Source organism: Arthrobacter sp. AIWTK1, assembly GCF_056680535.1.
Genome location: NZ_CM155287.1, coordinates 2,022,559 through 2,046,469 on the forward strand (window position 1 = coordinate 2,022,559; position 23,911 = coordinate 2,046,469).

General features: G+C 62.4%; 20 protein-coding genes. 13 read left to right on the top strand and 7 right to left on the bottom strand.

Features of this window, described 5'->3' with window-relative positions; genetic code table 11:
• Window positions 1-134: 134 nt before the first annotated feature.
• The 4 genes from AC1MDG_RS09240 to AC1MDG_RS09255 all read left to right on the top strand — a co-directional run bounded on the left by AC1MDG_RS09240 (window position 135) and on the right by AC1MDG_RS09255 (window position 4,870).
• Window positions 135-1,202, top strand: a complete 1,068-nt coding sequence (locus AC1MDG_RS09240) for a sugar ABC transporter substrate-binding protein (protein WP_479808644.1) — start codon at window positions 135-137, stop codon at window positions 1,200-1,202.
• 16 nt (window positions 1,203-1,218) lie between these two features.
• The gene (locus tag AC1MDG_RS09245) at window positions 1,219-2,724 is read left to right on the top strand and encodes a sugar ABC transporter ATP-binding protein (protein WP_479808645.1); all 1,506 of its coding nucleotides are present in this window, start codon (window positions 1,219-1,221) and stop codon (window positions 2,722-2,724) included.
• A gap of 53 nt (window positions 2,725-2,777) precedes the next feature.
• The gene (locus AC1MDG_RS09250) at window positions 2,778-3,806 is read left to right on the top strand and encodes an ABC transporter permease (protein ID WP_479808646.1); all 1,029 of its coding nucleotides are present in this window, start codon (window positions 2,778-2,780) and stop codon (window positions 3,804-3,806) included.
• A gap of 158 nt (window positions 3,807-3,964) precedes the next feature.
• Window positions 3,965-4,870 (top strand): amidohydrolase family protein, encoded by a 906-nt coding sequence (locus AC1MDG_RS09255; protein ID WP_479808647.1) that lies wholly within the window; start codon window positions 3,965-3,967, stop codon window positions 4,868-4,870.
• 1,187 nt (window positions 4,871-6,057) lie between these two features.
• Here AC1MDG_RS09255 and AC1MDG_RS09260 read toward each other — a convergent pair.
• Both AC1MDG_RS09260 and AC1MDG_RS09265 read right to left on the bottom strand, forming a co-directional pair.
• Window positions 6,058-6,465, bottom strand: a complete 408-nt coding sequence (locus AC1MDG_RS09260; RefSeq protein ID WP_479808648.1) for an antibiotic biosynthesis monooxygenase family protein — start codon at window positions 6,463-6,465, stop codon at window positions 6,058-6,060.
• Between the two features lie 77 nt (window positions 6,466-6,542).
• A complete protein-coding gene (locus tag AC1MDG_RS09265; protein WP_479808649.1) occupies window positions 6,543-6,890 on the bottom strand; it encodes a cytoplasmic protein in 348 nt (115 codons plus the stop codon).
• A 342-nt stretch (window positions 6,891-7,232) separates the two neighbouring features.
• Here AC1MDG_RS09265 and AC1MDG_RS09270 point away from each other — a divergent pair, with 342 nt between their 5' ends.
• Window positions 7,233-7,403, top strand: a complete 171-nt coding sequence (locus AC1MDG_RS09270; protein ID WP_200890990.1) for a hypothetical protein — start codon at window positions 7,233-7,235, stop codon at window positions 7,401-7,403.
• A 309-nt stretch (window positions 7,404-7,712) separates the two neighbouring features.
• Here the strand turns inward: AC1MDG_RS09270 and AC1MDG_RS09275 are convergent, their stop codons facing one another.
• The 5 genes from AC1MDG_RS09275 to AC1MDG_RS09295 form a co-directional block, all read right to left on the bottom strand.
• The gene (locus tag AC1MDG_RS09275; protein ID WP_479808650.1) at window positions 7,713-7,883 is read right to left on the bottom strand and encodes a hypothetical protein; all 171 of its coding nucleotides are present in this window, start codon (window positions 7,881-7,883) and stop codon (window positions 7,713-7,715) included.
• 660 nt (window positions 7,884-8,543) lie between these two features.
• Window positions 8,544-9,275, bottom strand: coding sequence for a hypothetical protein (locus AC1MDG_RS09280; RefSeq protein ID WP_479809062.1), 732 nt, complete (start codon window positions 9,273-9,275; stop codon window positions 8,544-8,546).
• Window positions 9,276-10,754: 1,479 nt separating this feature from the next.
• Window positions 10,755-11,465, bottom strand: a complete 711-nt coding sequence (locus AC1MDG_RS09285; RefSeq protein WP_479808651.1) for a GntR family transcriptional regulator — start codon at window positions 11,463-11,465, stop codon at window positions 10,755-10,757.
• 129 nt (window positions 11,466-11,594) lie between these two features.
• Complete coding sequence (locus AC1MDG_RS09290; RefSeq protein WP_479808652.1) at window positions 11,595-12,200, bottom strand: cysteine hydrolase family protein; 606 nt, start codon at window positions 12,198-12,200, stop codon at window positions 11,595-11,597.
• A gap of 61 nt (window positions 12,201-12,261) precedes the next feature.
• Window positions 12,262-13,374, bottom strand: coding sequence for an alcohol dehydrogenase catalytic domain-containing protein (locus AC1MDG_RS09295; protein ID WP_479808653.1), 1,113 nt, complete (start codon window positions 13,372-13,374; stop codon window positions 12,262-12,264).
• Window positions 13,375-13,701: 327 nt separating this feature from the next.
• Between AC1MDG_RS09295 and AC1MDG_RS09300 the strand changes: the two genes are divergently transcribed.
• From AC1MDG_RS09300 to AC1MDG_RS09335, 8 genes are all read left to right on the top strand, one after another.
• The gene (locus tag AC1MDG_RS09300) at window positions 13,702-15,510 is read left to right on the top strand and encodes an FAD-dependent oxidoreductase (RefSeq protein WP_479808654.1); all 1,809 of its coding nucleotides are present in this window, start codon (window positions 13,702-13,704) and stop codon (window positions 15,508-15,510) included.
• The gene (locus AC1MDG_RS09305) at window positions 15,488-16,402 is read left to right on the top strand and encodes an alpha/beta fold hydrolase (RefSeq protein ID WP_479808655.1); all 915 of its coding nucleotides are present in this window, start codon (window positions 15,488-15,490) and stop codon (window positions 16,400-16,402) included. The genes AC1MDG_RS09300 and AC1MDG_RS09305 overlap by 23 nt, the downstream gene beginning before the upstream one ends.
• A gap of 9 nt (window positions 16,403-16,411) precedes the next feature.
• On the top strand, window positions 16,412-17,356 hold the full coding sequence (locus AC1MDG_RS09310) for a 3-carboxyethylcatechol 2,3-dioxygenase (RefSeq protein WP_479808656.1): 945 nt from the start codon (window positions 16,412-16,414) through the stop codon (window positions 17,354-17,356).
• An 88-nt stretch (window positions 17,357-17,444) separates the two neighbouring features.
• Window positions 17,445-18,281 (top strand): 2-keto-4-pentenoate hydratase, encoded by an 837-nt coding sequence (locus AC1MDG_RS09315; protein ID WP_479808657.1) that lies wholly within the window; start codon window positions 17,445-17,447, stop codon window positions 18,279-18,281.
• A complete protein-coding gene (locus AC1MDG_RS09320; RefSeq protein ID WP_479808658.1) occupies window positions 18,278-19,222 on the top strand; it encodes an acetaldehyde dehydrogenase (acetylating) in 945 nt (314 codons plus the stop codon). Before AC1MDG_RS09315 ends, AC1MDG_RS09320 begins: the two co-directional genes overlap by 4 nt.
• Complete coding sequence (dmpG, locus tag AC1MDG_RS09325) at window positions 19,219-20,268, top strand: 4-hydroxy-2-oxovalerate aldolase (RefSeq protein WP_479808659.1); 1,050 nt, start codon at window positions 19,219-19,221, stop codon at window positions 20,266-20,268. Before AC1MDG_RS09320 ends, dmpG begins: the two co-directional genes overlap by 4 nt.
• Window positions 20,269-20,293: 25 nt before the next feature.
• On the top strand, window positions 20,294-21,655 hold the full coding sequence (locus AC1MDG_RS09330; RefSeq protein WP_479808660.1) for an MFS transporter: 1,362 nt from the start codon (window positions 20,294-20,296) through the stop codon (window positions 21,653-21,655).
• A gap of 134 nt (window positions 21,656-21,789) precedes the next feature.
• Entirely contained in the window at window positions 21,790-22,101 is a 312-nt protein-coding gene (locus AC1MDG_RS09335; RefSeq protein ID WP_479808661.1) for a hypothetical protein, read from the top strand.
• Window positions 22,102-23,911 lie beyond the last annotated feature (1,810 nt).

The following is a 23,911-nucleotide window of genomic DNA, read 5'->3' on the forward strand; positions in this document are numbered from 1 at the left end:
CGGACACCAAGAGCCGAAACGCACATTAGCCGCACGGCGAAACGTGGCGGCGTTCCCGCTAGGGACCGTCGCCCAAAAACACGAGCATGAATCCCGCACGCGCGGGCCTTCCAAAGACGAAAGGAATACCGATCATGAGTAAACTTCCCAAGGCAGCCACCCAGATCGCCGCCGCCACTGCAGCCGTAGCTCTCCTGGCAGCGTGCAGTGCCACCCCGGAGGGTTCGTCCGGACAGTCAGGGCAGTCAGGCCAGGCCGCGGGTCTGGTAAGCCTCGTCGACGAGGCAGCGAAGACACCCATTAAGGACCTCACCGGCAGTCTGGGGGCACCTACAGGGTCGGCGGACACCAAGCTCTGCTACATCACGCGGACGCTGTCCAATGAATTCTGGGGTTTTGAGAGGGACGGATTTGAAGCCGAAGCGAAGAAACTCGGCGTGAAATACCAGACGTTCGACGTGACGGATGAATCCTCGATCACGGAGCAGTTGGACAAGGCCAAGAGCGCCGCGAACCAAGGCTGCAGCGCGCTACTCGCTTCGCCCATCTCGGCAACGGGCTTGGACACCGTCTTCACCGATGCCTTGGCAAAGAACACTCCTGTCGTCATCCTCAACGACGCGAAGGGTACTGTCCCCGGCACGGTCTACGTGGGCCCGGATGCCAAGACCATCGGCCAGACGGCAGCGGACTACATCGCCACAAAGCTGCCGGAGGGCGGCAAAGTTGCCATGATTGAAGGAGATCCTGGATCCTCGAACGCACTTAACCGCGGGGAGGGATTCAAAGCCGGTGTTGCAAAGCATTCCAACCTTCAGCTTGTTGCGTCCCAGACCGCGAAATGGGATCAGACGAAAGCACAGGAGATCGCCTCGGCCATGCTGACGGCAAACCCTGACATTAAGGCGTTCTACTCCCAGAACGACGGCATGGCCCTTGGTGTTTCGGCTGCCATCGCCGCGAAGAACCTCACGGGCAAGGTCTTGCTGATCGGCACGGACGGTATTCCCCAAGCCAAGAAGGAAATCCAGGCGGGGACCATGACCGCCACCGTGAGCGAGCAGCCTACTACTGAAGGCGCCAGCGGTGTGGACGCGGCTCTATGGCTGCTGGCCGGGAAGAAAGTTCCGGGTTGGGTCGACGTTCCTGCGTTCATTATCGATTCGGCCAATGTCGGGCAGTACCCGACCGGCATGCCGTAGGGGGACGGTACGGATCATGGTTGCACCACTGCTTGAATTGCAGAATATTGCCAAGTCGTTCCCCGGTGTCCGCGCCCTGAACGACGTTAGCTTCACCTTGGAACGCGGCGAGATCTGCACCTTGGCCGGGGAAAACGGGGCCGGTAAAAGCACTTTGCTCGCCATTCTCGGAGGCTCACTCGTCCCCGACCACGGTTCGGTGATCATCGACGGAATCAGAAGGGCACATTTCTCACCACGGCAGGCACTGTCTGAGGGTGTGAAGATCGCCCACCAGGAACCTGCCATAGTGCCGCAGCTGACCGTGGAGCAAAACCTGCTTCTGGGTCGGACCTCACGGCAGCGGCGGGAAGCCGGGGCCGACATTGATCAGGCCTTGGCGGATGTCGCCCAGATGGGGTTTCCGCTAAATGCCAAGACGGCCGTGCAGGGATTGAGCCCGGCGCAGCGCCACGCTCTGACCATCGCCCGGGCCATGGCTTTCGGTGCGAAGATCGTCGCCTTGGACGAACCCACCACCAGCATGCTTGAACACAACGTTGAGGGAGTTCTCACCAGGGTCAGGGAGATCGCCCACACCCGCGGAGTGGGGATCATCTACGTTTCGCACAAGATGCCCGAAGTCATGAGCGTCTCTGACAAAGTGGTGGTCCTGCGCGACGGCACCGTCAACTACACGACCGCCATCAGCCAGACGTCCGAACAGGACATTGTGCGGAACATGGTCGGCCGGGAACTGCTCGCGTTCAAGCGGCAGCACCCCATGCCGTCCGGAGCTCCGGTCATCTTCTCCGCCGCTGACGTCAGTCACCCCACGAGCGGCAAACCCTTGTCCCTGGATGTCCGGGCGGGGGAAGTCGTGGGTATCGCCGGCTTGGTCGGCTCGGGACGCACCGAATTCCTGCGTGCCATCATCAGGGCCGACAAGGGCAGCACCGGAACGGTGAGCATCGACGGGAAGAAAAGAAAAATCCGTTCGCCCCGGGACAGCCGCAATGCCGGCATTGCGTTCATCCCGGAGGAACGCAAGCACCAGGGGCTGGTCCTGCAGGTTCCGGCCTATGCGAACGTCGCACTCACTGCGGACAGGCAGTTCAACGGCTTCGGGCCGTTGATCAGCAGGCGCAAACAGATAGCGGCCGCGGAAGAGGCTGCGGCACGAATGTCGCTTCGCCCCGCCAATGTGCGTCTGAACGCCCGCCAGTTCTCCGGCGGGAACCAGCAAAAGATCGTCATCGCCAAGTGGACCTGGCGCAACACCAAGGTCTTCCTCTTTGACGAACCCACCAAAGGTGTTGATGTCGGAGGAAAGGTCGAGATCTACGAGCTCATCGACGCTCTGGCCCATGCCGGCAGCGCCGTGATCGTGGTCTCCTCCGACCTTCCCGAAATCATCTCCCTCAGCGACCGGGTCAAAGTAATGCGGCAGGGTCAATTCGTCTCCGAACACACCGGCGACGACATCAACGAACACAGCCTCGTGGCCAATGCCATGGGCATAGCCGAAAGGACGACGACATGAGCCAGCCCACCCTGCCCAAACAAGCTTCAAGCCAACATCACCGGGGGACCGGCGTGAAACAACAACATGACGCCCCCGCCAAGGCGAACCGCCGCACTCTACCGCCCCTGAACCTCCAGGCACTCGGCATCTACATCGCCGCTGTTGTCATCTTCCTGATCTTCGGAATGCTGAACGGAAACTTCCTCACGGCCGGCAACCTCAGGGACATCGCCGTCTCCGCCAGTGTCAACGCCATTATCGGTCTCGGCATCACCTTCGTGATCATCACGGGCGGGATCGATCTCGCCGTAGGCTCCATCGCGAGCTTTGTCGGGATCGTCTCGGCCACGCTCATGGTTAATGCCGGAACCTCACCATTCCTCGCCCTGCTCGCCGGCATCGCCCTCGGCCTGGTTTGCGGTGCCATCAACGGTGTTCTCATCACCAAACTCAAGCTGCCGCCTTTCATCGCCACGCTGGGGACGATGAGCATCTACCAGGGCTGCGCGTACGTCGTCACTAACGGCCGCCCCGTCTACAACGTGCCCAAGGACTTCGTCTTCATGCTCAATAGCTATGTCGGGGGAGTTCCCGTGGCAGTCATCCTCGTCGCCGTCCTGGCAGTGCTCTGCTGGCTGCTGCTTCGCCGCACGGTATTCGGTCAGAACGTCATCGCCACCGGCGGCAGCGAAGAAACTGCCTGGCTCTCCGGCGTCCGTGTCGACAGGGTCAAGATCGCCGTCTACGCCCTCTCCGGCGTGCTGGCCGGAGTCGGCGGACTGGTCATCGTCGCACGAATTAACGCGGCACAGACCGACGCCGGGAGCCCCTACCTGCTGACCGCCATTGCCTCGGCCGTGATCGGCGGAGCCAACCTGATGGGCGGTGAAGGGCGCATCGCCGGGACCCTCGTCGGAGCCTTGATCCTGGGCGCCCTGACCAACGGACTGGTGCTGCTCAACGTCCCCAGCTTCTACGAACAGATCGTCACCGGGCTCGTCGTCGTCATCGCCGTGGCCCTGGACCAGGGCAGCAAAGGCTGGCCACTGCTGAAGAAACGGTCCGCCGAGAAGTCCGAGAAGAAAGAGGCAACAGCCTGATGGCGTCCGGTCTCTTGAAGGGAGGCTCTGTCCGCCGCTGGCCGTCGGTCCCTCGACGGAACCGGTGGCGGCCATGAGTGAATGGGTCCCGGCTACCGATGCCCTGTTGTTTCCGCTGTTCCGGGGACAGCAGGGCGCGCGGCGGTGCGGCGGCGGCAATGCTTGACCTTGACATCATCGACGCGCATTTCCATCTATGCGATTTCTCGCAGTCATACCCGTGGCTGGAAAGACCCGCACAGCCTTTCCGCTACCACGGTGACGACCGTCCGCTTCGAAGAAGTTATCTTCCGGACGACTACCTCGCCGACGCCCGAGGGTTCAAACTGGTCGGCTGCGTCCACATCGAAAACGGCGCAGCTGACCCGCTCTGGGAAGCCGGCTGGATAGAACAAGTACACGACACCCACGGCCTGCCCTCAGTTCAGGTAGCTAAAGCATCCCTGGCAGATCCAGCCGTGCAGGCCCACCTCGAACAGTTGGCCGCTCTCCCGACAGTGCGGGGGGTGCGGGACATCCTCAACTGGCACCCCGACCCGCGATACACGCACACCGCCCGGCCCGACCTGCTAACCGACCCGGCATGGCTAAAGGGATTTTCCCACCTTGCGCCACTGGGCCTGTCCTTTGACCTGCAGGTCTTCCCCGATCAGCTGGAACAGGCCGCACAACTGGCAGCAGCCCACCCGGAAACACTCATCGTCCTGGACCATGCAGGGATGCCGATCGAACGGGACGCGGCGTCCCTGCACCGCTGGCGGGAAGGCATGGCCGCGATGGCTGCGCAGCCAAACGTGGTCACGAAGATATCGGCCCTCGGAACGAACGATCATTCCTGGACCACGGCATCAATCCGCCGGATCGTCCTGGAAACCATCGACGCCTTCGGATCGGACCGGACCATGTTCGGAAGCAACTTCCCGGTGGATAGCCTCTACTCCAGCTTCGCCGCCCTATACGCGGCCTTTGACGAAATAACCCGCCGGATGTCCATGGACGAACGCCAAAACTTGTTCTCCGAAACCGCCCGGCGGACGTACCGCATCGGACCGAATGCCGCATAAGCAAACCCGCTGGGCCACGGCGCCTTTGGTCCGATCGGGAACCCGGCCGGTATGGGCTCGAGCACCGGTACGGGGCGCCAGATGGCCGCGGGCATCAGCGCAACTCACCTGTCCGCCAGCATTGGTAACACCGATGGGTGCACAGCAAACGCACCCATCCCACCGGGGCGCCGGCGGACGGCTGGCTCGGACTCAATCGGGTGGTAGCGCAGGCCGGCTACCACCCGCTTGGGTAATCGGCTGATCCATCAATCCCTGGGAGCCGAGCTCACGTCCGTGGGTGTCAGCCGTGTTTGGGAGGGTCGGATAATTCAAGGAATTAGGGGGCCACAAATGGAGCTCGCGTTCCGGTGGCCAACGTCGATATTTCGCCCCTGCGAGGCCCGGTCGCCCGACCGTCGAACGCCCGGTGAGAGATTCGTTGACTGCGCGACGGTCTAGGAACGTAGGCCGATCAGGCCATGGACGAGCTGAAGAAAGTTTGAACCGCCGTGAAGACCGGGTTCAGCGGGAACGTCTCCGGGGGCGTCTGTGGCCGGCGCACAGAATGCAGGTGTGTGGGATCCGGACTCCTCTTCCGGGCAGCCCTGGTTTGGTTGATCCGCCTGACTTTGGTGCCCCGAGCTGGCAACGCTGCTCACTTTCCCTTCCGCGGAGGACACGCAGGAGTGGAATTCCGATCCGGATGGATGGGACGCGGTGGTGGGGAACTGGTTCCGGGACGTTCCGCCGTCGTCGTCCGTATCGCTGTAACTGCGGGCCTATGACGCTTCGAGGCCCCAGGGCCGGAAGGCCCGGGCCTTGTCCATGTTCCGGCCGGCCACCATTCCGGAGCCGATCATTAGGTCGCTGAGCTTGCAGTCCAGAGGGTCTCGACTGGAGTTCTTGAAAACGAAAGGTTTCGAGAACAGGTTGATTTGAGAATCGTGTAGTTCCGGGCGAGCGGCTGCAAAGGGGCGTCTTTCTGCGGAAGACCGCCGTGGGGACGATGTCATTTTCGAATTCATCTGCACGGAATGTTCGGACTCGTTTGCACGCTTCCGACTGCCGTCCCAGTCGGACAGGAGCCTGTCAAAGCCGGGGCAGTCCCGATCTGCCGTGAGCGTGGCCGGCCGCGGGCTATCCACTGGCAGGTCTTCCGATGTTCGTCGGACTCAGTCAGGAGCGGGTTACACCCGCCGTAGTTGTTAGGAATCCAGCCCTATGGTCGTTAGTTCCTGACCCCGAACCAATTCCAGTGTGGAGATTTGCATGTCATCCAGATGTTCTTTCATCCGTGCGATCATTGCCTGGAAATCTGGCCGTGACCTGAACTCCTCGATCGCTTCCCGGCTCTCCCACACGGCGTAGCTGAGATAGCTCCGCGGCTGATTGAGATCGCGAAGTAGCCGTGGACGCTGAAGAAGGCCACGAATTGGAGGATCCACATCCTTTACCCCCGATTCCGCAAACGCCCGTGCGAATGCCTCCTCATGACCCGGCTTAACCGACCACCGGCCGGAGGTATAGAAGATCCCTGCGACAACACTGTGCCCCGGAGTCGGCATATCGGAATCCAGGGGCAGGTCATCGCTCGTCGGTGGTGGCACAGTCATCAACTGTTCCTTCTACTCGTCAAAGGGATAGCGGGAGTGAACAAAACCAGGGAACCAATTGGGCTCGCAGGGAACTCCTACGAATCCCGTGGTCCTAGATGCTCCGCCTCATCGTTCGTAGGCAGCGGGGATTCCTTGAGCTCCACAAAGAAGGTATGCGTGTCTGTTTCCCCGATGTTTTCTCCGGAATGGCGCTGGGCAGGCAACCACCGGGCGACAGCGGCGGGTAGCTCCACATCCATGGACTTTCCCTCGGAATAAATACGGCGACGGAAGGCACTGACTGTAACCATCACGCTGTCGGGGTGACTATGCTCTGTGGTCTTATGCCCGGGTGAGTCGGTGTACTCAAGCACGCGGACGCGTTCATTTTCAAAAGCCACCCGGTAATTCATCGGGTTCGTCTCAACAGGATCCTCCGCCATGGTCGGAATATACGCCTACACAGGCTGCAGGACCAGAGGATTTCCCCGCTGACATTTCAATGTCCACACTCATCTGCACTACCCCGGAATTCCGCGGGCACCAGTGCAGTCGAATTCCTCTGCACGGAATGTCAGAAGTCGAGCCATCATCAACGACTCACTTGTCCGTTGACCCGTCGATGGTGGAGGACCTAGGACTTTGGCCATCACAAACTTTCCTTTAATGGTGGGCGCTGGCCTGGGACATTTTGCGCGACGCGTAGTACCTGCCGACCCGGCAGTTTCCCTCTTCTCCGGCGGTCGCGTCGGGGCCATTATTGGAAATAAAGATCGGAGATTGCCATGATCCAGGCCCTGCTGTGCAAGCTGAACATTCGCCACGAATGGCACGTCGAGCACACCGAAGACGGCAGCCTCTACAAGCGCTGTCTGCGCTGCGGGAAGGATGATGACCGCGGCGGCGGCGGAACGGGCGCACCAGGAGCGTGGGCCGGGCCGGCAGGAATGGGTTAGCAACCTACCAATGGACAACATCAGCTGAGGAGCGTTTAGCCCAGTCCCACTCCACAACGGCCCAGCTCGGCCATCACCGCAGCACGCCCGGTCGCAGCGGCCGTCAGCGGCATGATCGATCTGTCGCAGCGGCCGTCAGCGGCATGATCGATCTGTCGGGCGAATTCCCCTGCCACGCCTGGCGGATGGACTTCTCAACCGGGTAGCCACCGCACATTACGGCGCCGAGGACGCCGAGGGTCTTCGCTGCCGCCCGCCGCCTCCTGCGGCTCAGCAGACCAGCCGTTGCTACGCCCTGAAGGATCAGCATCACGCCAGAGGCAGACAATCCCGTTCCCAGCACCCACTGGTCTCGTTTGATGCGCCCGGGGTCCCCTTGAGCTTCCAGACATCGTCGGTGGTCCCCTCCCGGAGCGCCTGCCGGAGCCCGATCAGGCCGAGGGCAAGCTGCGCCGTGGAGACCACAGCCAAAGCCATCATCGCTGGATCCTCCAATCATCTTGGATTCCAGAAATACCCCCGTGGAGCCATTTTAGGAACCGGCCGCCCTCCGCTCAGCACCTGCATGACGAAATTGACGCTACTGGTGAAGTACCGCCATCCCTTCGGCGCCAAAATACCATCTCTGCCGCTCCCATTGGATGCGTCTGCCCCGCCCCCGCGAAACGATTGACAGTGTCACAAACGTCCCTCCTCGTTCTGAATATCGGGGCGTAGTCCGGACAGGAAACCCCCGTATTCCGGAATCCACGGGAACCGGGAGGGCTGTTATCCGTTCAGATGCGAATCGTAGGGAGCCCAGAACGAGGTTTACTCTCGCCTCGGGGCACAGCATGGATGCTAATGGCGTTCACATAATTAATGGGGGGTCTGCCCCCACATCAACGGCACTCGCCACCCTGGGTCTTGACGGCGCAGCCGATTACACCTTCTCCATCACCTGGGAAATCAGCGGAATGCAATTCCGTGCAGGGGACTTGTGACATCTCCATGGCCGTACTCGTCTGCACTACCCCGGAATTCCGCGGGAGCGAGTGCAGACGACTTCTGAAGACGACAGTTTCCACCATCGGCTGTCGATGAGATAACCCGGTGTGGCAGAGAAGGAGTCGGCGCCCGGGGTCGGGATCGCCTATCGCATCAGCTGGTCACTTGTCGGACCTTGAACACGATCGAGTCGAAGACGGCGCGTGCCTCTCTTGTCAGCTCCGGATTGATCGATTCGTGGAATTGGACCACCCAGAACATAGCGCGCTGGCCGTTCAGGTTGACCACCCGGTAGGTTTCGCGCTCAGCGGCGCTCGAGTACCAGCGGGTGCATAGGTTCGAGTATTCGGAGTGAACGCAAAACTGACCGTTGTCGCAGGCTTTGATGTCCACGTCGCCCTCGACGGAGTGGTCGAACTCGACGCCGGGGTAATCGCCCACCATGACCTCGACGGGAGGGGTGCTGGACGTTGACGTCTGGGCCGTCATCGCGTCGACGAAGGCCTGAGCCGATGGATTGACCTCGACGAGCGCGCCCTGCCACGCGCATGCGTCCGTCGGCACATGGTTGGAGGGCCACCAACCCACGAAAACCGCCATATCGTCCGGGTGATCCGGGTCGTCCTTTCCCAGGCCATCGCCGTCGGCCGACCAGCCGTCTGGGACGGTGATCTCGAAATTCTCTTTGAAGCTGGTGACGAGGTATGTGCCGGGGTCGATGTCGCCGCTGTCCGGCAGCGGTGGGATCGTGGGCAGCGGTGGGACCGTGCGAGCCTCCGTAGTCGGCGCGGGGGATGGCGCCTCGGTGGCGGTGCACGCCGAAAGGCCGAGGCAGACGGACAAGACTGATGTCATGGTGATGAAATGGCGTAGCAGCACACGCATGGAGGCCTCCAAAGGCAACCCTTATGCTGCGGACGTTACGCCGGGCCAACACTGACCGCAAGAGACGCCAGAAAGCCAATGCTCCCCCATCTTGGATAACGGGAACGGATGGTGAGTCCCGCCGCCGGGCGACTGTGGTCATCCCCGCTGGTTCGCCAAAGCCTCAGCCCCCATGTGCCTGCAAAGGCGCTCTCGGGACTGTTGGTGAACTGCCCTGCAAAGGTGCACTTCCCGAGTGAATTGGTGCCGTCCCTGCTGAAAGAACATCGGGTACAAGGGCAATTTCCGCCTAGGGTAAGTGAACTTGATGGACACGAGTTTTACATTAGGGCCATCACGAACAAAAACCTTCTCGACGAACGTCGTACTTCAGGCATGAACACGCCGGCAAGGACGACCGGCTCTTCTACTCGGTCAGACTGGTCGACCAGGCGCCGGGTACACGGCCAGACTGACTCGGGTTCAATTCCGCGCGCCTTTCGTCAAGAACGGCTTCAGACCAATCGGGCATCGCGGCATCGACGTCACGGACGCTGTGAAGATTTTGGCTGCGGCAGGCGGACTGACAATGCTTCCAACGTCATGGATAGCGTACGCTGTCGCAGTGGCCGAACTGGACGCGCAAGGCTTCTTGACGGCAACTGGATCCCCGCAGCGAAGGTTGTAGACAGATCCTCTGCCGGGCCGCCTTTGGAAAGTGCAGCCACGGAGCACCCTGGCATTGGATGTCAGACGGTTAGGACGGGCGTGGAAAGACTGGGGTCCAGCCCGTCGGAATTCAATGCAGCCTGACTAATAGCCGACTTTCTTTTCGATTAAACTCCGACCTAAAACGGCCAACACAGCGGTCAATGAGCCTTTCGACATCCACTCCGGGACTTGGTTGTTAACCTGGCTAATCTGTCCGGCTAAAGGGGGTGTGCACATTGTGCACACCTTTATGCACGGGCGGCTTTTCGACCTGCATTTTGGTCCCTTCCTCAAGGTTCCGGATCACCCGTTCATGAAGTTCTCTGTTTCAGGCGACATGACTTCGCCGCCTGGACAGTCGATTTCGTAGGCATTCCTGCCAACGGGAACGCCTTTGGGGTTACCTGTGGCGGACGGACGATCCGTCGACACAGCCCAGGTGTGTGGGATCCGGACTCTTCTTCCGGGCAGCCTGGTTTGGTTGATTCGTCATGGCCTGTCCGTGTCTGGACGCGCGGCTATCTGGGCGCCTACCGGAGCCTGCTCTCACCGGCCACGGGCTTGCTGGCGGGCGAGGATGACCGGAAATGTCCGGTGCATCACGGGGCGGCCTTGGGCACACGGAGTTTTGTCCCGCAAGCTGAGGTTGCAGGAGGGATCCACCGAGGCAGAACCACTAATCGGAGCAGCCGGGTTCGTGATTTCTTGAAGCCTTGTCGTTAGACGCCGTGGCTATTGCACGCAAGTGATGCACACTAGGGGACAGATTGACGACCTTGTCCTGGGAGACTAGGAAACGTCTGCCGTCCTGGCCTGCTGGATGATGGTTGCAGTCGACAAGATGTGTCGTTCCATCTCTGCCTTGGCGGTTGCGGCGTCGCCGGCCTCGAGTGCCTTGATGATGCGCCCATGATCTTCGTTGCGCTCGACAATGGCCGAGCCGAATGGTTGGGGCGCTCCTGTGGTGTTGATGAGGAAATCGCTGAGGTCCCACATGCGGCGGCTCATGTTGCTCATAACCCGCGAATGAGCCATGCGGTGGATGATCTCGTGGAAATTGCGGTTTTGGATCCGGTATTGACGTGCCCGGACCTTAGGGTCGGGTTCGTTGTTCAGGCGGTCCATTCTTCGGGCCGCGAGGTACAGCTCGTCCAAGTGTTCGTCCGTGCGCCGCTGGGCGGCTGCTGCCGCAATGACGGATTCGAACCCGGCGAACATCCGGAAGAAGTCCTCGACCTCTTCGAGGGAGTACTCGGTCACGACACAGCCAATTTGGGGGAAAATCTCGACGAGCCCGTCGGCGGAGAGGAGACGGAGGGCCTCCATGACAGGCTGTTTGCTCACGCCGAATTCCGCGCGGATGGCTTCGACGGAGAGTTTCGACCCGGCGGGGTAGTCTCCTTCGAGTAGCCGGTTCTGGATGGCTTCGTAGATGCGTCCCAGGAGCCGGCCGCCGGTGCCGGTCGAACGTTGATTCAGAGCTGAAGTTTCCGGTGCCATACGTCCAGTATCGCGCATGGTGATCCTTTCTCTGTGACTGGCACGCTAGCATGTGCAGCTCTTGTTCGATGACTTGCCGTTTCCCGGCAACGGCATCCGGCGACGACGCCACTGCCGGGAACGGGGCTATTAGACGGTTTGTGGAGCTGCTGCCCCGAGTATGTCTGCGGTTGAGGCTATGTCTGCGAGCAAGCCGAGGGATTCGATGCTGGCCTGGTGCGCTTCGGGTGTCGCGGCGGAGCAGGCGTCCTCGGCGATAATGACGCGGTAGCCGGCGTCGGTGGCGACGCGTGCGGTGCTCTCCACGGACGCGTTGGTCGCGACGCCTGCGAACACCAAAGTGTCGATGCCGCGGTCCTCCAGCACTGCGGTGAGCTCCGGAACGAATCCCCCGACACGTTGGTGCGTGATGACGGCATCGCTGGGGGCCGGGGCCAGCTCCGGGACGATACCAGCCAGTTCCGTGCCATCCTTCAGGCAACCGGCCTGCTCAACAACCTTCAGCAGCGGGGAGTTGGCGTTCAGGTCGCTGAAATCAGGCTTGAAGGCGACCCTGGTGTAGATCACGGTCATTCCTGATTCCCTGGCACGGTCGAGAAGGCCGCCGATCTTGCTGATGACGTTTCTGCTAACGACCTGGTCGTGGAAGAACGGGGCGAAGGCTCCCTTGCCGGAGACGATGTCTCCTTGGCAGTGGATGGCGATGACCGCTGTGCGTTGCGGGTTGAGTTCCATTGCTGGGTTCCATTTCTGGGGTGTTGGGCTGGCCTTGAGTGTCCGCGGCCGGCGCGTGCTGTTAGGAGCCGGGGACGACGACTACGTTGGTGAATCCGCCGCGTCGTTTGTCGACTGCGTCGAGGGCTTCGTTGACTTCGGAGAGGGGGTAGACCTCGTGTTCGAAGACCGAGAGGTCCAAGGTTCCGGCGTGTGCCATTTCGGCCATGTCCTGGCCTTCGGCGACGCTGAACCAGAGGGAGCCGATGACGCTGATCTGGAAGCACATGAGTTTGAACATCTCCAGGGGGAGTGGTTCTGACATGCCTCCGATGTCGACCATCCGGCCGCCGCGGCGCAGCGCCTCGATGCCTGCGATGGTGATTTCGTGGGGGGCGCCTGGGCCTACGGCGTCGATGAAGATGTCAGCGCCGAGGCCGCCGGTGTTTTCCCTGACCCATTCACCCACCGGCTGATCGCCGTGGGAGAGGATGTGGACGCGTTTAGGATCGAGGAGTCGGACCCGTTCGAGGAGTTCACGGTCCCGGGCCATCGCGAAGACCTTGGTTGCGCCCATGGCCAGGGCATTCAAAACGGCGCCAAGGCCCAGGGTTCCGGTGCCGCCGTTGATGAGGACGGAGGTCCCTGCGCCCGCTCCGGCTTTGCGGAGGGCCGAGTATGAGGTTCCCATGTAGCCGAAGCGGCAGGCCGCCTCGAATGAGATGGATTCGGGCAGGACGACGAGACCGTCGGCGGGGGCTTTCATGTATTCGCAGAAGCCGCCTTGGGGGTAGTCTTCGAAGATTTCCTGCGAGCCGGCCCCGAACCCGAAGTAGCCCTGGAAGGTGTAGGCGGGGTCGTTGATCCGTTCCCCGCGGAGGGAAGCATGTGAGTCACCGGAGTCGCGTCCCGGGTTGACGTAAACCCTGTCCCCGGGCTTGACGTTGCGGACCTGGGACCCGACCTTGCTGACGATGCCGGCCGCGTCCAGACCGTAGATCGCCGGGAGGGCAGGCAACGGGAGGTAGGGAAACCACTCGGGGTAGGACGTGATCACGTTCCGCAGGTTCGGCACGACGTTGCACGCCTTCACCTCCACGATCACGTCACGGGGCCCTGGCTCGGGTACCTCAATCCGGTCGATCTGGAAAGGCTTGCCTACTTCATGAAGCCGTGCGGCCTGCATCAAGCTCATCGTTGTGCTCCTTGCATTCGGGAATCGGAGTGTGCGGTCAGGACGCGATTGGCCGCCGTCGTCGGCTGCGCTCAATCACGTGACCTGAATCACTGGCACGTGAGCCACGCTACATGCAAGACGGCAAGCGTGCAAGCATGCAAATCCAACAGTTAGATAGATATCGTTCTTTACAAACAGACTTGCATGCTAGTATGCTACTTTTAGTGATCGGCCTCACGTTTCACCGCGGAAGCGTGGAGGCCACACAATCAGCCCGGCCGAGAATGACCTCCGCCGGTGCACGGACGGATGATGCCGTCCCGGAACCTGAACTTAGAAGGTGTGATGGAAACTCAGTTGGAATTCGACACGGATGTGCTCATTGTCGGCACGGGCCCGACCGGAGCCACGGCGGCTCTCGCGCTGGCCACCCAGGGTGTGCGCGTCCACATGCTTTCGCGCTGGAACTGGCTCGCCAACACTCCCCGCGCCCACATCACGAACCAGCGCGCCGTTGAAGTGCTGCGGGACCTGGGCGTGGAGGAGGAGGCCGCCAAGTATGCCGTCCCGTGGGGTGATATGGGCGATACGTTGTTCACTACCAGTCTCGCGGGCCAGGAAATTGCCAGGCTCCGCACCTGGGGGACAGGGGATGAACGGTACGGGGACTACCTGAAGGCCAGCCCGTGCACCATGCTCGACGTTCCTCAGCCGCTGATGGAACCGATCCTGCTGAAAAACGCAGGGGAGCGCGGCGCGCAGGTCACGTTCAACACCGAATACCTTTCCCACCTCCAGGACAGCGACGGCGTAACTGTCACGTTCCGGAACCACGTGACGGGGGACGACTACAGGCTGCGGGCCCGCTACCTGATCGGTGCCGACGGGGCCCGCTCCCAGATCGCGGAAGACATCGGTCTGACGTTCGAAGGCCAGATGGCCCGCGCCGGCACTGCGTACGTCCTTTTCAAGTCGGACCTGAGCAAGTATGTCGCCCACCGCCCTAGCATCCTGCACTGGATCATGAACCCGGTCGCCGGCTTCGGAGAAATCGGCATGGGCCTGCTCCGGGCCGTCCGCCCGTGGGACGAATGGATCGCCGGTTGGGGCTTCAACATGGCCGACGGCGAACCGGACCTCTCCGAGGACACCGTGCTGGCCAAAATCCGCACCCTCGTCGGGGACCCGGACCTGGTTGTCGATGTGCAGACCAAGTCCACCTGGTACGTGAACCAGCAGCACGCCAACCACTTCTCCGTCGGGCGGGTCTTCTGCGGAGGAGACGCCGTGCACCGCCATCCGCCGAGCAGCGGACTGGGTTCCAATACCTGCATGCAGGACGCCTTCAACCTGGCCTGGAAACTTGCCTACGTCATCAAGGGCTACGCCGGGGAAAGCCTGCTGGACTCCTACTCACTCGAACGCGCCCCCGTGGGCCGGCAGATCGTCGCCCGCGCCAACCAGTCCCGGAAAGACTACGGTCCCCTGAACGAAACCTTCCGCGTCCCGGGACAGGAACACAGCATCGAAGCGGGATTGGCACGGCTGCACGCGCCGACGCCGGAAGGCGTGGAACTGCGCCAGAAGCTCCAGGAAGCACTGGAACTGAAGAACTACGAATTCAACGCCCACGGGGTTGAGCTCAACCAGCGCTACGAATCCGCCGCCGTCATCCCGGACCCGGAAGCGGGGGAGGAGCAGTGGGCGAGGGATCCGCAGCTCCACGTCCAGCCGACCACACGGCCGGGAGCGAAAATCCCGCACGCCTGGCTCGTGGACCGCACCGGCAACCGCACCTCCACCCTGGACGTCACCGGCCATGGCAAGTTCAGCCTCGTCACCGGGCTCGCCGGCCGGGCCTGGGAAACGGCCGCTGCCGAACTGAGCGAACCCTTCCTGCGCACCGTCGTCGTCGGCGAGAAGGGCGCCGAAGACCCCTACGGCGCCTGGCATAAGGTCCGCGAAATCCACGAAGCGGGCGCCTTGCTCGTCCGCCCCGACGGCTACATTGCCTGGCGCCAAAGCGCCCCGGTGTGGGACGTCGAGACAGCCCGCGCCGAACTCCGCTCCGCCTTGGACGCCATACTCGGCTACACCGAACAGCCCACCCCCGAACACGTAGGAGAAACCCGTGAATTCACGCCCGTACACTAGCGTCTGGTCCGACCTCGCACAGCTCGAATTCAGCCAGGGCTACGTCCAGGCCGGCCCCTACCGCACCCGCTACCTGCACGCCGGTGACAGCTCCAAGCCCACGCTGCTGATGCTCCACGGCATCACCGGCCACGCCGAGGCCTACGTCCGCAATCTCAAAGCCCACGCCGAGCACTTCAACGTCTACGCCATCGACTTCATCGGCCACGGCTACAGCAGCAAGCCCGAGCACCCGCTGGAAATCAAGCACTACATCGACCAGGTCAACCACTTCCTGGACGCCATCGGGGTCGAAAAGGCCTACTTCACGGGCGAATCCCTCGGCGGCTGGGTTTCGGCCCGCTTCGCCATCGACCACCCCGAACGGGTCGAGCGGATCGTCCTGAACACTATGGGCGGCACCATGGCCAACCCCGTGGTGATGGAACGGCTCTACACACTGTCCATGGAAGCAGCGAAAGACCCGTCCTGGGAGCGCGTCAAGACAAGGCTCGAATGGCTCATGGCCGACCCCGCCATGGTGACCGATGACCTGATCCGCACCCGCCAGGCCATCTTCCAGCAACCCGACTGGCTGCGCGCGTGCGAAGCCAACATGGCACTGCAGGACCCGGAAACCCGCTGCCGGAACATGCTCACCGACGATGACCTGCGCTCCATCCAGGCACCCGCCCTCGTCGTCTGGACCACCAAGGACCCGTCCGGACCGGTGGACGAAGGCCGCCGCATCGCCGGCCTCATCCCCAACGGCCGCCTGGCCGTCATCGAAAACGCCGGCCACTGGCCCCAATACGAACAGACCGAGATCTTCAACAAGATCCACCTGCACTTCCTTCTGGGCCTCGACGAAGGTGCCGGCACGGAACTGACCCCCGCTCACGCGAACGGCTAGGAGAACGCCATGACCGTTGCACTGCTCGCCATGTCCCACAGCCCGCTGCTCGAACACGGAGACCCGGGACCCGAAATCAAGGCCGAAGTAGAGGCTGCCTTCGACGCAGCCCGCAGTTTCGTCCACGACTACGATCCGGACCTGGTCATCAACCTGGGCCCGGACCACTACAACGGCTTCTTCTACCAGCTCATGCCGCCGTTCTGCATCGGCTACGACGCCGTCAGCATCGGCGACTACGGCAGCCAGTCCGGAGCCCTGAATGTCCCCAAAGACATCGCCGAAGGACTCGCGGAATTCGTGATCGAGCGCGGCATCGACATCGCCATCTCCCTGAAGATGGAGGTCGACCACGGCGCCGTCCAGCCCATGGAGCTCATGTACGGCGACATCACCGCCAAGCCCTTTGTGCCGGTCTTCATCAACTCCGTCGCCCCACCCTTCACCCCGCTCAAACGCGTCCGCCAACTCGGTGAAGCCATCGGCGAATATCTGAAGACACTGGACCGGAAGGTCCTGCTCATTGCCTCCGGAGGACTCTCTCACGACCCGCCGGTACCCCGGCTGGCCACCGCGACCGAGGCGCAGCGCCGGATGCTGATCGGCGCCGACGGCCAGCAAACGCCAGAGGCACGTGCTGCCCGGCAACAGCGGGTCTTCGACGCCGCCGACGCCTTCGCCCGCGGCGAAGCGGACATCCAGGACCTCGCCCCGGAATGGGACCAGCAGCTGATGAAGATCCTCGCTTCCGGCGACCTGTCACCCATCGACGACTGGACCCCGCAGGAAATGACCGACATCGCCGGGAACTCCTCCCACGAGGTCCGGAGCTGGATCGCCGCCTACGCGGCACTGGGCGCCATCGGCCCCTACACGGTCCAGTACAGCTACTACCGCCCGATCCGCGAATACATCGCAGGCTTCGGCGTCACCACCGCCACCCTCGACAACTAACCATCAGGCTCTAGACGTCTAGCATGCTAGAGCTTTTAGATACGCACCTTCTCGCCGCAGCCCAAGCTGCACGACAGAGAGCAACCCCATGACACAGCAACCCATAATCGCCAACGACGGCGGAGCGGTCACGGCAGGTACGTCGCCGGCCGATCTGAGGAGCGTGGCCAACACCCTCCTCGGTGCCTTGAAGACAGCCCGCCCCTGCGGACCCGTGCGTGATCTCCTCGACGGTGACCTGGACTCGGCCTATGAGGTCCAGGAACTGCTCATCCAGAACCGGGCCAGCATCAGAAACCGCCGTGTTGGACGCAAAGTCGGGCTGACCGCCCCGGCCGTTCAGCGTCAGCTCGGCGTCGACCAGCCCGACTTCGGAGTCCTGCTCTCCGACATGCAGCGGGGCGAGGACGAACAGATCCCGCACGACAGGCTCATCGCGCCGCGCATCGAAGCGGAAATAGCGTTCATCATGGGACGCGACGTCGAATCCACCGACCGGGAATCGGTCCTCGCGGCCGTCGACTACGTCGCACCGGCCCTGGAGATCGTCGACAGCCGCATCGCCGGATGGGACATCGGCATCGTCGATACGGTCGCCGACAACGCCTCCAGCGCTTACTTCGTCCTTGGCAAGGCCAAGGCAACGCTCGACGGATACGTTCCTGCAGGCGCGGAAATGATCATGACCGTCAACGGAGAACAGATGTCGACGGGAACAGGGGCAGACTGCCTCGGGGACCCCGTCAACGCACTGCTCTGGGTGGCCGAAACGGCAGCTGCCTTGGGCCGGCCCCTCCGGGCAGGGGAGATCGTTCTCTCCGGCGCCCTTGGTCCCATGGCCCCCCTCAACGCCGGTGACGTCGTCGAAGCCCGCATCGGCGGGCTGGGCACCGTCACCGCAACAGTCACTAAGGAACTCTCATGAGCGCAAAAGCAGCCATCATCGGCTCAGGAAACATCGGCACGGACCTCATGTTCAAGATCATGCGGCTGACCGACAAGCTGGACATGGGTGTCATGGTCGGCATCGACCCCTCCTCCGACGGTCTCGCCCGCGCCGCCCGGCTCGGTATCGCCACCACGGCCCAAGGAGTCGAAGGCCTCATCGGCATGCCCGAATTCGACGACATCGAGGTCATCTTCGACGCCACGTCCGCCGGAGCCCACCGCCACAACGCGGCAGCCCTGGCACCCTACGGGAAGAAACTCGTCGACCTCACCCCGGCAGCCATCGGTCCGTACGTCGTTCCTTCCGTAAACCTCGAGCAGCACCTGGACTCTGGCAACGTCAACATGGTCACCTGCGGCGGGCAAGCCACTATCCCGGTTATCGCCGCCATCAACAGCGAAACGCCGGTCCATTACGGCGAAATCGTCGCCTCCATCTCCTCCAAGTCCGCCGGTCCCGGGACGCGCGCCAACATCGACGAATTCACCGAAACCACCTCCGATGCCATTGTCACCGTCGGGGGAGCAGCCAGCGGCAAGGCCATCATCGTGCTGAACCCGGCAGAACCGCCGATGATCATGCGCGACACTGTCTTGTGCCTGGTGGACAGGCTGACCGACGCCGAACAGGACCGAGTCGCCGCCGCCGTCCGCGACAGGGTCGCCGAAGTCGCCGGCTACGTTCCCGGCTACCGGCTCAAGCAGGCCGTGCAGTTCCAAAACGAAGGCGCCGAAGTCAGCTGTCTCATCCCCGACGGCCGGGGCACGGGGGATTACACGCGGGTCACCGTCTTCCTGGAAGTTGAGGGAGCTGCCCACTACCTCCCTGAATACGCCGGAAACCTGGACATCATGACCTCCGCTGCGCTCCGCGTCGCCGAACGGCTGGTCACCACCAAAGAGGAAGTAGCATCATGAGCCCGACACCGACCCGCGTCTTCATCCAGGACGTCACCCTGCGCGACGGCATGCACGCCGTCCGCCACCGCCTCAGCCCCGAGAACGTCGGCAGAATCGCCGCGGCCCTGGATGCCGCCGGTGTCGACGCCATCGAAGTCGCCCACGGTGACGGTCTCGCCGGCAGCAGTCTCACCTACGGCCCCGGAAGCCACAGCGACTGGGAATGGATCGAAGCCGCTGCGTCCGCGATCAAGAATGCCCGGCTCACGACTCTGCTGCTGCCCGGCATCGGTACCCTGAAGGAACTCCGCCAGGCCTACGACCTCGGCGTCCGCTCAGTGCGCGTCGCCACCCACTGCACCGAGGCCGACGTTTCCGCCCAGCACATCGCTTACGCCCGTGAACTGGGGATGGATGTCTCCGGATTCCTCATGATGTCCCACATGTCCGAACCCGTAACGCTCGCCGCCCAGGCCAAGCTCATGGAGTCGTACGGCGCCCACTGCGTTTACGTCACTGATTCCGGCGGCGGCCTGACCATGGACGGGGTACGCCAACGCGTCCGCGCCTATCGGGACGTCCTGAAGCCGGAAACGGAAATCGGCATCCACGCCCACCAGAACCTCTCCCTCGCCGTCGCCAACTCTGTCGTCGCCGTCGAAGAGGGCGCCTACCGTGTGGACGCCTCCCTGGCCGGCCACGGCGCAGGAGCAGGAAACACTCCCGTGGAACCCTTTGTCGCCGTCGCCACCCTGCACGGCTGGGAACACCACGCCGACCTTTTCGCCCTGCAGGACGCTGCCGAGGACCTCGTCCGGCCGCTGCACGATCGGCCCGTCCAGGTCGACCGCGAAACACTCACCCTTGGCTACGCCGGTGTGTACTCCAGCTTCCTGCGCCACGCCGAACGCGCTTCGGCCCTCTACGGCCTGGACACCCGCGACATCCTCGTCGAAGTCGGCCGCCGCCAGCTCGTCGGGGGACAGGAAGACATGATCACCGACGTCGCCCTGGACCTCCAGCATGCCGCTGCCAACTATCCCCAACCCCTTCCCGTCCGCTAGCATCCCCTCTTCCAAGGAACCCGTCATGTCAACGAAGACATCCCCGGCCGCACCAGGCCGCACCAGCCCGATGAAGGTTGCGATGGCCAGCTTCATCGGAACCAGCGTTGAGTACTACGACTTTTTCATCTACGGAACAGCAGCAGCCTTGGTCTTCCCCAGGCTGTTCTTCCCCGAAGCCAGCCCGCTCATGGGCACGCTGCTCTCCTTCGCCACCTTCGGCGTCGGGTTCCTCGCCCGTCCCCTCGGCGGCATCGTCTTTGGACACTTCGGCGACCGTGTTGGTCGGAAGAAGATGCTCATCATCTCCCTTGTCGGCATGGGCGCGGCAACCTTCCTGATGGGTCTGTTGCCCGGTTACGCGCAGATCGGCATCGCCGCCCCCATCCTGCTGACCGTCCTGCGCATCTTCCAGGGCTTCATGGTCGGCGGCGAATGGGGCGGCGCCACCCTCATGGCCGTCGAGCACGCGCCCAAAGGCAAAAAGGGATTCTATGGCGCGTTCCCCCAGATGGGTGCCCCGGCCGGCACCAGCCTCGCCACCGTCGCCTTCCTGGGCGCCACCCAGCTTCCCGGCGACCAGTTCATCACCTGGGGCTGGCGCCTGCCATTCCTGGTCAGCGCCGTCCTGGTCATCGTTGGCCTGGTCATCCGGCTCACCATTGCCGAAAGCCCTGCCTTCGCGGCGGCCCGTGAAAAGCAGGAGCTCGTCAAGCTCCCCATCAAGGAAGCCTTCCGCCGCCACCCCAAGGAAATCTTCCTCGTCGCCGGCACGTACCTTAGCCAGGGCGTTTTCGCCTACATCACGATGTCCTACCTGGTGAACTACTCCACCACCATCGCCAAGATCGACCGCACCAGTGTTCTGCTCGGAGTTTTCATCGCCGGACTCGTCGCCGTCGTCCTCTACCCGGTATTCGGGTCTCTCTCGGACAAGTATGGCCGCAAGACCATGTATCTCATTGGGGCCGTGGCCATGGGCGTCCTCATCGGGCCGGCGTTCATGCTTATCAACACCGGAGTCGCCGCCAACTTCGTTCTGGCCGTCGTGCTGATCTTTGGCATCGCCATGGCACCAGCTGCCGGTGTGACGGGTTCCCTGTTCTCCATGGTCTTCTCCCGCGAAGTCCGCTACACCGGAGCATCAGTGGGTTACACCATCTCCCAGATCTGTGGCTCCGCATTCGCCCCGACCATCGCTACTGCCCTGTTCGCGGCCACCCAGTCCAGCGATTCCATCGTCATCTACCTCCTCATCGTCTCGGCGATCTCGGTCATCTCGGTGGCACTGCTGCCAGGAGGCTGGGGACGCAAGGAAGCTGCACGCCAAAACGGCGAACCGCTGGAAACCCAACGAACACAGGAACCCAGCACCGCTGAGGCCTGATCGGGCCCCTCGGGGCGGACGCCTAAGCACGGCGTCCGCCCCAAAACGGAACACGACCCAGTAGCTATGAAGGACCGGAGCTGCACCAGCGACCGCGGCCACATCCGATTCAACAGAAGGAGTCGAACCACTTCATGGATACCGGAATCAACTCCTCGTACTACGTACTTTCGGGCGAATCACCGGGGACCGCAGCCGGCATCCACAGGCGGTATCTCTACCTTGAGTGGCACCTCCTCATCGGGGCCAAGATCGATATCCGGAGGGAAGGAGTCCTTGTTTGGGCAGGCGTCGTGGAGGACGTCACCCCTTCCGGAGACACAGCCTGGATAGCGGCAAACGGAATCGACCGCAGGACCATGATCGAAAAATCCGTCGGCTACGAACTCTGGATTTCAGCCCAGGAGCTCCAACGACGAAGGGTTCACCAACCAAGGCTTAGCTGAGACCGGCTGAGGGACCGGGCGATCGGACTCAGCGGGCATTCAATGAGGGGGACAAGGCAGTTGAACCGGACTTCCGTCAATCGCAGACAGTTTGAGGCATCAGAAGGAGAGCACATGGTCACGGCGCCAGCCAAAAATATGCCGATCCCTCCCACTATCGGAGATGACGGCATACGGTCCAGCAGCGATAGAAACGCCGAAGGCTTTCCGCAAGGCCAGATCGTCTCGTCAGCATGGGAAGGCTGGTGGCACGAGTCGCCAACCCAGGGCTGACAGTGGGGTGCCGCATCGCCGGCGTCCGCACTACACTGAAAAGCCGCGCCCACTGGGCTGATAAAGAACGTCAGGAATTGCGTGTGCACAATGTGCACACTTTGGCCTTCGGACTGGGCCGTTCCGGTGTCGGATCGGGCCGGATTCGGCATGTTTCCGCGGGAGGCCATTGTTTGCAGGGGTTGGAGTCCGGTTCGAGTCCCACCTCGGGCACGCATAACCCCTCGTCAGAGGGGTTTTTGCTTTAATGTGTGGACATTGTCCCTCTGCGGGTCTCTCTGACGCTGTCCGCGGTTTCTGCCTGGCGCCGCGGTGGCCTATTTGGTTATTTTGGTGTCGGGATCAGGGGCCTGGCCTGTGGGCCTTCCGCTTGCTGGAATCTGGGGTATGTGCCGTCCTATCTGGTTGTGCCGCTGGCCGGTTGTTGGCCCTCACTTATTCATGGCTAGAAGTTGTGGTGACGACATGACGAAGACGATTTTTCTTCGAGGATCTCCCGCGGATGGCTGCTTCTGAGAGCCAGGCAGGGCGCGCTCGTCGCGTGTTTGTCCGGCCAAAGGGGGTGTGCACATTGTGCACACTTTTGTGCATGGGCGGCTTTTCGACCTGCATGGTGATCCTTTCCTCCTGGCTCTGCCGACACCACTTCATGAGGTTCTCTGTTTCAGGCGACATGACTTTTTGCGGCCCGGATCGTCGGCGTCGTTGGACTTTCCGGGTTCAGCGGGAACGTTTTTGGGGTTATCTGTGGCCGGCGTCCGATCCGTCCACAGACTGCAGGTATGTGGGATCCGGACTCTTCTTCCGGCGACGGTCCTGGTTTGGTTGATCCGTCATGGCCTGTCCATAGTTGGACGCGCGCCTATCGTCTTCCTCCCATGCATAGGGTCAGTGCCGTGCCCGCTAAGAAAGGCATCCCGCGCAGGCTTGCGGAAGACGAGGCGGCTGCCGCGCCTCTCAGAGACGGGCGTCACCGACTGTCATTACGCTGAACAGAGCGACGATCGTTGGCGGCACTGGCGTCGTGGACGAGGCAGTCGGCCGTTGGGGGCACCGGATGTGTCTGTCAGAAATGTGCGTCGTTCTGATAGCGGAGCCAACGCTGGGTTTGAGGGTCCGGAGTGCAACTTGGGGAACCGGGAACGATCCAAAGTTTCGCGGGGAAATAAGCGACGGAGGAGCGCCGAACGAAACTTTGGATCGAGCCCGGCGCGTAGCGCCCTGGTTGCGTGGAGGGCCCGCCCAGCGATGATGGGGAGCAGAACGACAAAACAGCGCAGTTGCTTCTGGTGGGCCGAAGCGTGTCACTGACGCGCCTTTCAACTCGAGAGTTGCGAGACAGACGATTGAGAGACTACGAATGGCCGCCTTGCCGGAGCTCAGTGTCGCGCAGCCCTGCTTTCAAGCCGGCACTGAGCCAGCACGCACTGGCGACGGTTGCGAGACAACCCATCGATCGGAAGCAGCGATAAGGACCCTTTCGTCGAGCTCGACAGGGGAGAGGGATGGGTCGCCTGACGTAATCATGGCTGTCAGT

Coding starts and splice junctions, on each gene's coding strand:
- AC1MDG_RS09240 (WP_479808644.1), top strand. CDS start 135: ATGAGTAAACTTCCCAAGGCAGCCACCCAGATCGCCGCCGCCACTGCA.
- AC1MDG_RS09245 (WP_479808645.1), top strand. CDS start 1,219: ATGGTTGCACCACTGCTTGAATTGCAGAATATTGCCAAGTCGTTCCCC.
- AC1MDG_RS09255 (WP_479808647.1), top strand. CDS start 3,965: ATGCTTGACCTTGACATCATCGACGCGCATTTCCATCTATGCGATTTC.
- AC1MDG_RS09260 (WP_479808648.1), bottom strand. CDS start 6,465: ATGACTGTGCCACCACCGACGAGCGATGACCTGCCCCTGGATTCCGAT.
- AC1MDG_RS09265 (WP_479808649.1), bottom strand. CDS start 6,890: ATGGCGGAGGATCCTGTTGAGACGAACCCGATGAATTACCGGGTGGCT.
- AC1MDG_RS09270 (WP_200890990.1), top strand. CDS start 7,233: ATGATCCAGGCCCTGCTGTGCAAGCTGAACATTCGCCACGAATGGCAC.
- AC1MDG_RS09275 (WP_479808650.1), bottom strand. CDS start 7,883: ATGATGGCTTTGGCTGTGGTCTCCACGGCGCAGCTTGCCCTCGGCCTG.
- AC1MDG_RS09280 (WP_479809062.1), bottom strand. CDS start 9,275: ATGCGTGTGCTGCTACGCCATTTCATCACCATGACATCAGTCTTGTCC.
- AC1MDG_RS09285 (WP_479808651.1), bottom strand. CDS start 11,465: ATGGCACCGGAAACTTCAGCTCTGAATCAACGTTCGACCGGCACCGGC.
- AC1MDG_RS09290 (WP_479808652.1), bottom strand. CDS start 12,200: ATGGAACTCAACCCGCAACGCACAGCGGTCATCGCCATCCACTGCCAA.
- AC1MDG_RS09295 (WP_479808653.1), bottom strand. CDS start 13,374: ATGAGCTTGATGCAGGCCGCACGGCTTCATGAAGTAGGCAAGCCTTTC.
- AC1MDG_RS09300 (WP_479808654.1), top strand. CDS start 13,702: ATGGAAACTCAGTTGGAATTCGACACGGATGTGCTCATTGTCGGCACG.
- AC1MDG_RS09310 (WP_479808656.1), top strand. CDS start 16,412: ATGACCGTTGCACTGCTCGCCATGTCCCACAGCCCGCTGCTCGAACAC.
- AC1MDG_RS09315 (WP_479808657.1), top strand. CDS start 17,445: ATGACACAGCAACCCATAATCGCCAACGACGGCGGAGCGGTCACGGCA.
- AC1MDG_RS09320 (WP_479808658.1), top strand. CDS start 18,278: ATGAGCGCAAAAGCAGCCATCATCGGCTCAGGAAACATCGGCACGGAC.
- dmpG (WP_479808659.1), top strand. CDS start 19,219: ATGAGCCCGACACCGACCCGCGTCTTCATCCAGGACGTCACCCTGCGC.
- AC1MDG_RS09330 (WP_479808660.1), top strand. CDS start 20,294: ATGTCAACGAAGACATCCCCGGCCGCACCAGGCCGCACCAGCCCGATG.
- AC1MDG_RS09335 (WP_479808661.1), top strand. CDS start 21,790: ATGGATACCGGAATCAACTCCTCGTACTACGTACTTTCGGGCGAATCA.